The organism is Peribacillus sp. YIM B13481, from assembly GCF_042787985.1.
GTDB classification, from domain to species: Bacteria; Bacillota; Bacilli; order Bacillales; family DSM-1321; genus Peribacillus; species Peribacillus simplex_A.
In genome coordinates this window covers 1-11,570 of sequence record NZ_JBHZPE010000085.1, presented here as the reverse complement: position 1 = coordinate 11,570, position 11,570 = coordinate 1, and the positions used below count along the sequence as shown (strand labels likewise).

General features: G+C 34.0%; 14 protein-coding genes. 3 read left to right on the top strand and 11 right to left on the bottom strand.

Annotation, left to right across the window (positions count from 1 at the left end; translation table 11 throughout):
* Positions 1-329 precede the first annotated feature (329 nt).
* A complete protein-coding gene (locus ACFX4X_RS24280) occupies positions 330-1,565 on the top strand; it encodes an NAD(P)/FAD-dependent oxidoreductase (RefSeq protein ID WP_377387238.1) in 1,236 nt (411 codons plus the stop codon).
* 290 nt (positions 1,566-1,855) lie between these two features.
* Here ACFX4X_RS24280 and ACFX4X_RS24275 read toward each other — a convergent pair whose 3' ends face one another.
* The 11 genes from ACFX4X_RS24275 to ACFX4X_RS24225 all read right to left on the bottom strand — a co-directional run bounded on the left by ACFX4X_RS24275 (position 1,856) and on the right by ACFX4X_RS24225 (position 9,756).
* Positions 1,856-2,527, bottom strand: a complete 672-nt coding sequence (locus tag ACFX4X_RS24275) for an LbetaH domain-containing protein (RefSeq protein ID WP_377387235.1) — start codon at positions 2,525-2,527, stop codon at positions 1,856-1,858.
* A 243-nt stretch (positions 2,528-2,770) separates the two neighbouring features.
* Entirely contained in the window at positions 2,771-3,127 is a 357-nt protein-coding gene (locus ACFX4X_RS24270; protein WP_377387232.1) for a hypothetical protein, read from the bottom strand.
* 356 nt (positions 3,128-3,483) lie between these two features.
* Positions 3,484-4,251 carry a hypothetical protein gene (locus tag ACFX4X_RS24265; RefSeq protein ID WP_377387229.1) on the bottom strand — a complete coding sequence of 256 codons (768 nt, stop codon included), beginning with the start codon at positions 4,249-4,251 and terminating at the stop codon, positions 3,484-3,486.
* A 244-nt stretch (positions 4,252-4,495) separates the two neighbouring features.
* Complete coding sequence (locus tag ACFX4X_RS24260; RefSeq protein WP_377387227.1) at positions 4,496-4,915, bottom strand: hypothetical protein; 420 nt, start codon at positions 4,913-4,915, stop codon at positions 4,496-4,498.
* Between the two features lie 260 nt (positions 4,916-5,175).
* A complete protein-coding gene (locus tag ACFX4X_RS24255; protein ID WP_289319239.1) occupies positions 5,176-5,316 on the bottom strand; it encodes an aspartyl-phosphate phosphatase Spo0E family protein in 141 nt (46 codons plus the stop codon).
* Positions 5,317-5,600: 284 nt separating this feature from the next.
* Positions 5,601-6,374 carry a GNAT family N-acetyltransferase gene (locus ACFX4X_RS24250; protein ID WP_377387224.1) on the bottom strand — a complete coding sequence of 258 codons (774 nt, stop codon included), beginning with the start codon at positions 6,372-6,374 and terminating at the stop codon, positions 5,601-5,603.
* A gap of 157 nt (positions 6,375-6,531) precedes the next feature.
* Positions 6,532-7,053, bottom strand: coding sequence for a DUF4362 domain-containing protein (locus ACFX4X_RS24245; protein WP_377387221.1), 522 nt, complete (start codon positions 7,051-7,053; stop codon positions 6,532-6,534).
* Between the two features lie 327 nt (positions 7,054-7,380).
* A complete protein-coding gene (locus ACFX4X_RS24240) occupies positions 7,381-7,920 on the bottom strand; it encodes a hypothetical protein (RefSeq protein WP_377387218.1) in 540 nt (179 codons plus the stop codon).
* Between the two features lie 569 nt (positions 7,921-8,489).
* Positions 8,490-8,702 (bottom strand): hypothetical protein, encoded by a 213-nt coding sequence (locus ACFX4X_RS24235; protein ID WP_377387215.1) that lies wholly within the window; start codon positions 8,700-8,702, stop codon positions 8,490-8,492.
* Positions 8,703-8,802: 100 nt separating this feature from the next.
* Positions 8,803-9,270 carry a hypothetical protein gene (locus ACFX4X_RS24230; protein WP_377387212.1) on the bottom strand — a complete coding sequence of 156 codons (468 nt, stop codon included), beginning with the start codon at positions 9,268-9,270 and terminating at the stop codon, positions 8,803-8,805.
* A 216-nt stretch (positions 9,271-9,486) separates the two neighbouring features.
* A complete protein-coding gene (locus ACFX4X_RS24225; RefSeq protein WP_377387209.1) occupies positions 9,487-9,756 on the bottom strand; it encodes a hypothetical protein in 270 nt (89 codons plus the stop codon).
* 77 nt (positions 9,757-9,833) lie between these two features.
* On the opposite strand from ACFX4X_RS24225, the gene ACFX4X_RS24220 reads away from it, so the two are divergent.
* Positions 9,834-10,388: a sigma-70 family RNA polymerase sigma factor gene (locus ACFX4X_RS24220; protein WP_377387206.1), complete on the top strand. Its 555-nt coding sequence runs from the start codon at positions 9,834-9,836 to the stop codon at positions 10,386-10,388.
* Positions 10,354-11,358, top strand: a complete 1,005-nt coding sequence (locus ACFX4X_RS24215; protein ID WP_377387203.1) for a DUF4030 domain-containing protein — start codon at positions 10,354-10,356, stop codon at positions 11,356-11,358. The genes ACFX4X_RS24220 and ACFX4X_RS24215 overlap by 35 nt, the downstream gene beginning before the upstream one ends.
* The last annotated feature ends 212 nt before the right edge of the window (positions 11,359-11,570 follow it).

Sequence of the window (11,570 nt, the reverse complement as noted above, 5' to 3'; positions counted from 1 at the left end):
TTCCTTAGTGGTTGGTCGATGTGTACCCCCACAGTGGACTTTCACCACCTAGATAGTTGCCATGCCTGGCACACAAGTAAAAGCTGCCTTAAAGACAGCTCTGATCTTCAGTAAACCTCCATTAAAATTCGAGAAACTAACCTGAATTATCATTCCGATTTTCACCACAAGTTCTTTTTAATTGTATATCAACTGGGAATTTTCTGTACTTATTTCATTTTAACTTCCATACTTTATGTATGTAGTATATTCTTATCAATTACTTTAACTTCAGAACTCTGCTAATGAATAAGCAAGTTAATAATTGTACTTGAAAATGGAGTGATACGATGAATAAGACGTATGATGTCATCATTACCGGTGCTAGATGTGCCGGCTCTACCTTGGCAATTTACCTTGCTAAGGCAGGTTTCCATGTGTTGTTGGTGGACCGATCGACTTTTCCAAGGGACACATTATCAACCCATACATTTTTCAATAATACTGTCGCTCTTCTTCGAGAAATAGGGGTCCTGGACAAGTTATTGGAAACAAAAGCACCACCGGTACGGGATATTAAATTTCAATTTGAGGATACCGTTATAGAAGGTCTCATCCCTGAGGTTTCTGGAGAGGACAGTTGTTATTGCATTAGAAGAACTTATCTCGATCATATCCTACTGGAACAAGCCAAATCTCAAATGAATGTAACCGTTTTAGAAGGGTTCCGTGTGACGGATGTCATCCGTGATGACGAAACAGTAATAGGCGTGAAAGGTTTAGACGCCAACAACGAGAAACAAGAATTTTTAGCTCGCCTTGTAGTCGGGGCAGACGGCCGATCCTCTATTATTCGCAAGCTGGTAAACAGTGAACTCAAAATAAGCATTCCGGCAACAGTCGGCATTTATTTCGGGTATTTCTCTGGATTTCGCCACGATAATGTCCCTAAATTTGAAGTATACAAAAGAAAAGAAAACACAGCCATTCTCTTTCCGACGAATGATGACTTATATGTTATTACCGGCATTTTCCCATTAGAAAATAAGGAATTGATAGAACGGTTGAAATTAAATCCGGAAAGCTGTCTACGGAATCTCTTAACAGATAACTTTCCGAATACAACAATTGGGGCGCGCTTGAAAAATGCAGAACTAGTAGAACCGGTCAAAGGCATCCTCGGATATGACAATTACTGGTATGAAGGAATGGGAAAAGGATGGGCGTTGGTTGGAGATGCAGTTTGTTTTAAAGATCCTGGCATGGCGCAGGGTATCCATGATGCTATATGTGGAGCACGTATATTATCCACTATTCTATCAAAATATAAGGGACAATCCGATCAATCAAATCAAATGTCTGAAGAATATCAAAAGGCAATAGAAGATGAGTTTATGGTTCGGTTTCACATGGGATGCCAAATTTCGAAGAATGAACAAATATCTGAACAACAGGATGCTGTCAACAAACTAATCAGTTCCCATCCAGAGGCAATAGAGAAGTTTTTAGGGATTTACAATTACGCAAACGAGCCCGCTGTTTTAGAAAAAGAACTCGCACGAATTATGCAGTCGATCCGGCAATGATTTTTAGAAATTACGGGATTCAAGAGGATCGTTTGATAAATCTTTACTTTAAAGCTACAGTTGATTCTTTTTTCAGCAGATGCTTTAGGACAATTAGAGAAATAAAAAAGGGCATTTCCTAACGTCAGGAAATGCTTTTTTTTGCTGAGATTTTGCTTTGTTTACAAAATACCGAAATTTTGGGCGGTACCCATCTATACGTCTTTTTCGAGGATAAAAAACGACAAAACAAATAAAAAGTAATAAAAATAATATACGTCTAAAATAGCACTTAAAGTAAGTGTAAATTATCAATAGGCAAATCTGCATGAGCAACGGTTTTTCCCAAATAACAGATGATAAGATGCGGGGAATTCCTGATTGACTCGTTGAACTTCATATGCAAACTCCTTATCATCCTTTGGTACGGGCGAAAGTGCATCCGCTTTTTCTTGAGAATCAATATTAGCACCAGGTGGTACGAACCTGCCAGGTGGAATTCGAACGCCATTTGTTACTACTGCATTATAAGCAATAAATGAGCCTCTCCCTACAATTGCGGTATAAACAATCGAATTAAAACCAACAAATACTTCGTCTGCTATATAACAAGGGCCATGTATAAGGGCACCATGAGCAATGGTCACTTCATTTCCAATGAAGATAGAATACCTCTTTTTTCCAGATGTGATCCTTTTATTTAATAAACCATGTAAAATCACCCCGTCCTGGATATTTGTATTAGAACCTATATAAAAAGGGGTTCCTTCATCCGCACGTATGCTTACATTAGGAGCTACAAAAACATTGTTTCTAATTGTAACATCCCCTATGACACTGGAAAACTGACTTACAAAAGCTGTTTTATCAATTTTAGGAAAACGTTGAACAGGATTAAATGAAGTAACAGGGTTGGGGCTTATGAATGGTTCAAAACAGTGAGAATGGTTATTAGAGGCGTTTGACCCTTCTTTTTCTCCCAAGTTATCACCTCCTTCACAATCTAATGGCGTTTAATTAGTTTATGCAGAAAGATTGGGTGAGGAATGGGCTAATAATATCAGGTTACTATCCCTTTAATTGCATAAAGAAAAAGCCTCCTTAAAAACAGCTCTGATTTTCAGCTAACGCACACGTTTGTAAAAGACAAAAAGGCATTAGCCCTTATTCAATAAAGAATTCTTTAGCAAAAACATCAATGCTTTAGTCTTTCTTTTTCCAAGACATTAAATCAAAAAAAGCCAATCCAATGATACACCCAAAGGAATACCTAAATCCCAAACCTCCATTTCCGAACGTTTAAAAAAATAAGAAAGAAGGTAGTTCAAAGCACTTAAAGAAATAAACCAAGTAATAAACGTAAAAAGCCTTTTTCTTATTTGAATCCAATTTAACTTTCTTGTATTCGCAATAACTAAAAAGATGGAGAACACACCATATAGAAGAAGATAAATTAGATATCCTATGATAAATTTAAAAGAAAGCGAAGTATCAATATCCTTATATATTATAAATATCGTAAGTATGGTTCCTGCCAAAAGTACAATAGACAAAATTATGTTTAATGAAATATATTTCTTCATCTTTTACCCCTTTACCTTCAAAGTCTTGATTTCTTTTGATTATCTCAAAATATCAGAACTTATGTATTGGTAACTCATTCCTTGTTGAACTATCCAGCCCCAATAGTTCCATAAAAAAAGCTGTCTTAAAGACAGCTCCAGACTGTAGACAAATTCGATTTTCATCGAGTGGAACTGCCCCGTAAATGTTAGACACCAACTAACATTAAACGGGGTGTTTTTTAATGGCTTGTACAATTTGGACGTTGATTTCCGCTCAAGAAACGCGCTTTTCCCGCAGGAGTCTCGCACCTTCCTCTCTAATCACCTTTGTTATAAAATTTAGAAATTAACAGAATCCGGGAGATCCTATTCATTTATTTATAATATGGAGGGTAGGCCCCCTCACCACCATTAGCGGTTAAAGATCCACGTTCTACTTCATAGGAAAAGAACCAGGAACCCTTTTCTTTTCCTTTGTTCCACTTCTCAGTAAAAGTAATGATATATTTTTCTTTTCCTATTTCTTTTGAAGATGTTTCTCTCTCGACGTGATAACCGTCAATCATTTCCTCCCATTTGCCAACTTTTTTAGGGAAAACATCAGTAACAGTCCCATTTCCAGCAGTGGCAAATTCAACAGCCTCTTCCGTTGAAAAGGGTGGTAAAGGTTCTGATATTATCTGAAAATACCCCCATAGCAAACTACATGCTAAGACAGGGAAAAGAAAAAACATCTTTGTACTCTGTTGAACTTTATCTCTAACATATAGCCATCTATCAATAAAAGCATAGAATAAAGCAACTACCATTCCGGCTAATGCTAATGTCGTTTCCTGAAATAACAAACCATTTAATAAACCCAAAAAACCATGAAACAAAACGTAAAGCCATGTATGTTTAATAAACCATTTTTCTTGTAGATATTCTATGCCTACCGAAACCAGGTTTCCATAAATCAAGACAATTGCACCCACATACATACTATATATAGATAACCATCCTAAAAATTTGCCTCCTAAATTATAGGGAGTTCCCGCCTTAATTCCATCATCCATATACAAATAAGCTAAGAATATAGAAGTAACCATTGTCGTGACATATGAGACTGTTATTTTCCTCTTTATCAGACTTTCACCATCCATTTAATCCCTCCCTTTAGTGGAATATTTTTTTATACGAAAATAGTATAATTCCACAATCACAGCACACTCCAAAAAAACGTTAATAAATTAGACAACCATAACAACCCAATATTACTATAATAACCCATATTCATTATGCAACTAACGCACCCGATATTTCTATAAAAAAAGCTGCCTTAAAGACAGCTCCGATCTTCAGCTAACGCACTCGTTAGTTCTATAAGAAGAGTTGACCAATATTTCGTCATAGATTCTGTTTAAGGTTTTCATTAATTTTTTTCAAAAAAAACAATATATGAAAATAGGTATGTACTGCTATTCCTACCGTTAAATAAGCCCAAAAATTATCAGAGTCTAATGTGTAGGCAAGAGTGATTGCAGAAATAGTATACAAAGAAAATTGTAAAAGATATACTTTTAAGTTTGTATGTAAACCCACAAAATAAGTTATGGTATCAATAATTAGAGTTACAGGAATACCAATAATGCAATATATTGCTAATTCATATATTGTGCCAATAATTACTCCATTTAAAAAAGGGAAATATTCATCTTTTGGAAGATCTTCATTTAAAGATATTAAACTATCAATTGAAGCACTAAGAAACGATGATAATGGAGCTGCAAGAAGTATAGAAATAGGGATCAAATATAATTTTTTCATAAACACCACCTCAGCATTAAATATTACTTTCATAAAGAGTGGTAGCAAAATGTATTGCAATTAATTCACAGTACGAATAAATTACGCTTCTTGAACTAAACTGCCCCGTTAGTGCCATAAGAAAAGGCAGCTTCAGCAACCTGCCTTATTGTAGAGTTGACACAAACTGTGAGGTATTTTCGGAATAAAAAAAGACCACGACATGTGATCCTTTACTATGAAGAAAGAATGTAGGCAAAGAAACTTTTCGGGATATAGGATTATTTTGAAATGTTTCTTTGAAATTGGTACAACAACTTATCTAACTCTTGACTAGATTTAACAGTTTCGGGGTGAGAAAGGCCTTGTAACATACCAATTTTAATTAAACGGGTTCTCAAGTACTTAATCTTACAATTCATTTCGTTAAGAGATAACACAATATATCCATAACCTTTCTCTAGTTAATATATCAACCATCCAAAAATATGCTTAATAAGTAATTATATACAAAAAATAACGATGAGAAAAGAACTGAAAAACGAGTAAATATTACCAAAAAATACTTTCTGACAACTTGACCTACCGTACAGTACGAAATCACTGTGCTTGTAGAACTATCCTGCCCCTTAGTTGCATAACAAAAAGGTTGCTTCAGCAACCTCTATTATTGGAGTAAAACACCCGTTAGCGAAATAAGAACCTTTTACCTTCTAACGAATACCGAATATTCCATTGGATTTTCGAATCCTAATCTTTCAGCCAGCTTTATCGACGCAAAATTGTTAACAACACAGTCCCAATTGGGTTTCAAATTTCTTTCAATACAATGTTTAATGAATATTTCTGCAACATTTTGAGCTAAGCCCATTCCTCTATACTCTTTTTGAGTTGTAATATCAATGTCAGCAAATTGTGATGAACTAAATATAGATGTACACTCACTTATAACGGTATCATTATGTAACAAACAATAGCCAAAACCATTTTCTAGAAAATTTGATACTGAACCCCAATATTCATTATAATAAGATTCATTAAATTCCAGACTTTCAGTAATTATTTTTTCATCTATTCTCTTTACTATAAAATCTTTAGGGACTTTTACCTTTTTTATTGTTGAATATGTATCCTTATTAAAATGAAAAGAATACCTTTGTATTTGTCTTAACTCTTTTCCAAACAACTTATTTATAACTTGATCCCATTCTTTTGATGGAGAAAACAAAGTGAATCGCTTTTTATCATTTTTTCTACTTCTATAAATCTCTAAAAATATGCTGTTAAGACCATTGTTCATTTCGTCTCCACCAACAACAAAAATACCTGAATCAGTACCAACTAAAACTGTTTTCTTTAATTCATCCATATAAACCTGTCCAGGAATATAATTATTTAATACAGAGTAAGCAAATGTCGGGTAAGTTTCTTTATCATTTTTTTTCAGTAAATTTATTACCTTTTCAAATTCATTATTCATACTGGTTCCCCTTTTGTTTTTTGCTATACCTCATACTTTTTGTACTTTCCTTCTCACTAACTTCCCTCGATAGTTCCTGATGAAAAGAGTTCCAGAGCAACCTTCCTTATTGAAGTAAAGCACCCGTTAGTTGATTAATGAACACAACATTGGTATGTTAAAACTCAATTTTGCCGTTCTTAAATTTATAACAATTTGTAAGGTATGACATTTCAGAATTTGGTACAAGTTTTTTACAGTAGTCCTCTATTACATGGGGACCTTTAACAAACTCGCCTTTTACAAATTCCCCCTTTCTATTCTGGTCTGTACGGTCTCTGGAGGTGTCAGAACGGTAATAAATTAATTTTCCATTAAATTGATACTCTGTTATGAGTGCATCACCTTTCTCTGTAAACTCAGTAAAACGAATAAAATCGGTTTTTTTATTTTTAACATTATTTTTAAACTGAAGGAGTTTCTGTTTTTGTTCAGGAGTTCTTTCACTAAAGAATGTTATGTCTCCATTTTTCATTGCTTCTTCCTTACTGTAAACTTTAGGAACCTTGTTCGTTAATTTTTCCCCAAAATTTTCAATTTCTTTCTTAAAGGAATTTCCTTCTGCTGCAACCTTATTATTAATATTTATACTTACCAAAACAAATATAACAAGTATTGTTGTTAAAGTTCTTTTATTCAATGACAAAACCTCCTAAGTATTTATCTAAGGTAGTTTTGTCCATTCAAAACATTATTATTCAATGATAATTACCTTACTACTTAAACTAAACTGCCCCTTTAGTTGCATAACAAAAAGGTTGCTTCAGCAACCTCCCTTAATGAACTAAAGCACCCGTTTGTTTAAGTATAATTCTTCACAATCTCATTCTCCAAAAAAAGAGTTACCCAAGAAACTTAAAAAATCACGAAACGAGTCACTTTATTATTTCCCCCATTGTTACATTTACGTCATTACACCTGAAAATAGACTATTTCTCTGACTCTAATAAGGTTTATTACATGTTGGTTATAAAAAAGAATGAATTAAAAATAGAATTGCAAAAGCAACACCAGATCGCAAATGCCACTTCCGGTCCCTCCTCTGATATCTAAATATTCCCGATATAGGAACTGGAAGCAGGACTAGCAAGGAAAGCAATCCACTTATATAATTGAAATCAAATTTGAAGCCGTGCATAAAAACAGCTACCGTATGCAAGATAATAAAAGCGATGGCGATAATCGCTGCTGGAGTATGCCATCTTCGGGCAAAGCGCAGCAAAGTGGACAACCATTTTTTTACCTTGCCTTGACCTTTCAGCATACGAAGCCTAATAACACGAAGAAGTACATAATAAGCAAGTACAAAAAATAAGGCAATTCTTGCATTGGAGCCAAAACCTTTAAATGTATGTTCGAACTGCCTGCTGTGCAGTGAAAGTTGTAATAGTCCCTTAAGTTCCCAAAGCATTATCAAAGCAGCGATAATAATCGCCACGATTACCCATATACGTTCCTTTTTAGGAACCCACCCTTGTTTTTGGACCTTGGTTTCCCGTGTATTCATTGATCTGTCCTCCTATAAATAAAATTAGTGATACACTACATTTCTGCATTTTTAAATTAAAAAAACAACTTTTATGTTCTTAACTTGGTTATTGTCACCGAAACCCCATCTACTACTTAAGTGACCGATAGACAAGTTTCCATTGTGGTAAAAGATTTGTTAAATCCAAGTGGTTAGGAGAAGACGAATTTTTCGCATGAATTAAGGTAGTGGATGTAAGATTAGAAATTAAAACTACAAATGAAAAAAGCAGTTACTATCTTATATTTCCGTAGGTCCATGGAATAAATTTCCTTTGGATGTAAAATGATATTAGATTTAAAATTTCCTAATTTAAGTATTTTTATGCTCCTTATTAACCCATCACATATTATTAGTGGATTTCTCTAATTAAAGAGAGAATTAACAACATAAAAAGACAAATTTCAATGAATTTGTCCCTAAAATGTGTATCTTTTTCTTCAACTAACCTGCCCCGATAGTTGCATAAAGAAAAAAACTGCCTTAAAGACAGTCCCGATTTTAAGCTGACGCACGTGATATTTCACAAGGTCTAAATAGTGTTTGTTTTATCCATTAAGGGTTGAAACAGCAACAACGAATGAAAAGATTATTGCTAATATTGCATCTTGTCTCGTAGTTGTTCTTATCAGTGGCATCCAGCTAATATTACCCATTAGGCTAACAAGTCTTGCTATAATAAAAAAGATAACAAAAAAACTAAAAAACGTTCCAATCATAATATCACCTTTCTTCATTTTTTCTTTTATTGTAACATTCATCTTCAACTATCCTGCCCCGTTAGTGCCATAAGAAAAAGGCTGCCTCAGCAACCTTCCTTATTGAAAAAGCACCTGTTAGTTGAAGAAATCATATCCTTGCTTAGTTTTTCAAATATACGACATTGTCGCTTCTTTCTACCTGAAAATTTAAATCATCCCTAATATTAAGCATATTACCAGCATCTTTATAATTCCCAGATTCAAAAGATATACCATATCCATTATTCTCAGGATAACCATATAAATAGCAGACCACTTTTCCATCTTTCAAAAATACAATTTGATTCATTCCTTCATTTACAGTTTCGCTAATAGTATCCCATTTATAACCTACCGTTTCATATATATCATCTTTCGGAGTATATGGTCCAAAGGAATATACTACATCCCAGTCAAACGGTGTTACATCTAATAAATTTATTGTTTCAACGGAATGTCCAATTGATAATACTTCTTCTTTTAATAACTCTTCGTTTACATCCCATAAATCCTTCTTTAATAGATTTATAAAGATAGCTATACATATTATACCAAAAGCAACAATCACTACTGTCTTTTTAGATTTCATATCTATCCTCCACCTTGACCAGCAACCTTCCTACCGAAATTAGTCACTTCATTATAACAATGATTTCCAATATTGGTGTGAATTCTTAATGGGGTCCTGGTAGCAAAACGCGTAAAACATACGCTAAGCAGAATTTGACATAAAAAAACCGAGTATTCCTACTCTAAGGAGGCTCGGCTTTTAAGGTATCAACGAACCTAAATTTGGTTCTGTAAATTAGTCATACCATCTCAGTTCAATTTTTTCTGTGTAATAATCCCCTTCGTAAAGTGTCATATATAGTTCTTCGTCGCCAACATCTCCACCAACACCTGAATAGATAGCACAAGTGCCACTAGAATAATATTCAAATTTCTCTGTATTGAATCCATCATAGTCATCATCAGCGCTAGCATCATCCTTTTCCCACAAGTCAACTTTAAAACTTCCACCCTTAACCGAGCCCTCTAAGGTTCTAAAACAAACCTTTACACCGTCGCCATTCAAGGAGTGAGTTTTTGATTTGTTTTTCTTGCAACGTTTCTAATATGTTTAAAGTCTAATAGGTGAAAGGAGGATTATACATGTGCGAGCTGAACAAAGTAAAAAAGGCTATGGCTGGAAATAAAATAGCCTTTCAAGAGTTAGTTTTACAAGAAAAGGATAATCTCTATAGAATGGCTTATATCTATATGAAAAATGAAAACGATGCACTGGATGTTGTGCATGAGAGTGTTTTTAAAGCGTATAAATCAATTAAAAAATTAAAAGAACCCAGTTACTTTTCAACCTGGTTAACGAGGATCATAATTAACACTTCAATAGATTTTTTGAAGAAAAAAAACTTATATGATGTGGTCCCGGTCGATTACGAAGAGGTTCAAGGAGATATAAATCATGCTAAAGTGGAAGAACGACTAGATTTACTTCATGCAATCAACCAGTTGGAGGAACGGTTCAAAACACTTATTCTACTTCGATATTATAAAGACTTATCCATAAAAGAAATTGCACGCGATTTTAATTGTCCTGAAGGGACGATAAAAGCTCAGTTACATAGAGCAACAACTAAACTAAGAATGAATCTTAAGGAGGGTACGGTTTATGAAGAAGATCCAAAAAGAAATGGAACAAATTAATGTTCCGAAAAGGAAACTTGAAGAAACTATAAATAGTGCAATTGAAAAAGGGGATAGAAGAGTAAGAAGAAGAAAAATATTTACTGGAACGGCAGCAGCTGGATTATTTCTGATAATCTCTTTGGGTTATTTCTCCACTTCTCCTGCAATGGCAAGCTTTGTTACTACTATTCCCATTTTAAATTCGATCATTGAACCTGAAAGTAATATTACAGAGAGAATAGATAGTAAACTGGACGCTGAAAATATTAATTTAAGTTATGTGAGTGCAACATATAGACCCGATAAGATCATTGAGGTAGGAGTTTTAAGCAATAATAATGAAGATTTTTCACCTATAAAGGAAAACGTAACGAATATAGTTAAGGATGTTTTACAAAAAGATAATTTAGATGCTTTTTCTGTTAAAGTATTTAAAGTGGATAAAGATGACATTCAAAAATCAGCAAAAGCTCCTGAAAAACCAGCTTCCTTTGAAAAGGAAATTATGGATACATTAAATGACCATAATATAAATGTAGTTGCTTATGGCATTTCAACTAAGTCTAAAGAGGTCAATATGAAGATAAAAGCTTCACCAGAGTACTTTAAGGACGTAAAACAAAATACAGAAGATATGATTCGTAAGATTCTTGTCTCAAACAACCAAACAGGATATTCCATTAATTTAAAACGACAAGACGAGTACGATGATAACGTGGCAATTTACATTTTACCTTCAATAGGCGATGAAATAATGGGTAAAAAAATGTATAACGCAACTAGTATCTCGTACTCCCTAGATCCTGAACTAACTATAATCATTAAAACATCCATTCCAGATAGCTCAGCTGAATCAAAAGAATTTGGAACTAGAATGGAACGCAATATAAAAACAATCTTATCTTCAGAAAAAACAAAGCCTCTATTGGAAGGGAAACCTTATTCAATTAAGATATACAATCAAGAACAGGAACAAATTAATTTTTAATCAAATTTCCGTTTTTAAAGAAAGTCGAGCTTCCTTAGAGTAGGAAAACTCGGCTTTTTTATGTCAAATTCTGCTTAGCGTATGTTTTACGCGTTTTGCTACCGGGACCCCTTAATGAACTAAACTGCCCCTTTAGTTCCATAAGAAACTTCTATGGCGGCGATTCTCGCCGCCACCATCTAGCACGAAAACCTGCTCTTTACCCAAAAATA

What these genes read in the sequence shown, in the direction of transcription:
- ACFX4X_RS24280 (WP_377387238.1), top strand. Translation starts at nt 330, where the DNA reads ATGAATAAGACGTATGATGTCATCATTACCGGTGCTAGATGTGCCGGC.
- ACFX4X_RS24270 (WP_377387232.1), bottom strand. Translation starts at nt 3,127, where the DNA reads ATGAAGAAATATATTTCATTAAACATAATTTTGTCTATTGTACTTTTG.
- ACFX4X_RS24265 (WP_377387229.1), bottom strand. Translation starts at nt 4,251, where the DNA reads ATGGATGGTGAAAGTCTGATAAAGAGGAAAATAACAGTCTCATATGTC.
- ACFX4X_RS24260 (WP_377387227.1), bottom strand. Translation starts at nt 4,915, where the DNA reads ATGAAAAAATTATATTTGATCCCTATTTCTATACTTCTTGCAGCTCCA.
- ACFX4X_RS24255 (WP_289319239.1), bottom strand. Translation starts at nt 5,316, where the DNA reads ATGAATTGTAAGATTAAGTACTTGAGAACCCGTTTAATTAAAATTGGT.
- ACFX4X_RS24250 (WP_377387224.1), bottom strand. Translation starts at nt 6,374, where the DNA reads ATGAATAATGAATTTGAAAAGGTAATAAATTTACTGAAAAAAAATGAT.
- ACFX4X_RS24240 (WP_377387218.1), bottom strand. Translation starts at nt 7,920, where the DNA reads ATGAATACACGGGAAACCAAGGTCCAAAAACAAGGGTGGGTTCCTAAA.
- ACFX4X_RS24235 (WP_377387215.1), bottom strand. Translation starts at nt 8,702, where the DNA reads ATGAATGTTACAATAAAAGAAAAAATGAAGAAAGGTGATATTATGATT.
- ACFX4X_RS24230 (WP_377387212.1), bottom strand. Translation starts at nt 9,270, where the DNA reads ATGAAATCTAAAAAGACAGTAGTGATTGTTGCTTTTGGTATAATATGT.
- ACFX4X_RS24220 (WP_377387206.1), top strand. Translation starts at nt 9,834, where the DNA reads ATGTGCGAGCTGAACAAAGTAAAAAAGGCTATGGCTGGAAATAAAATA.
- ACFX4X_RS24215 (WP_377387203.1), top strand. Translation starts at nt 10,354, where the DNA reads ATGAAGAAGATCCAAAAAGAAATGGAACAAATTAATGTTCCGAAAAGG.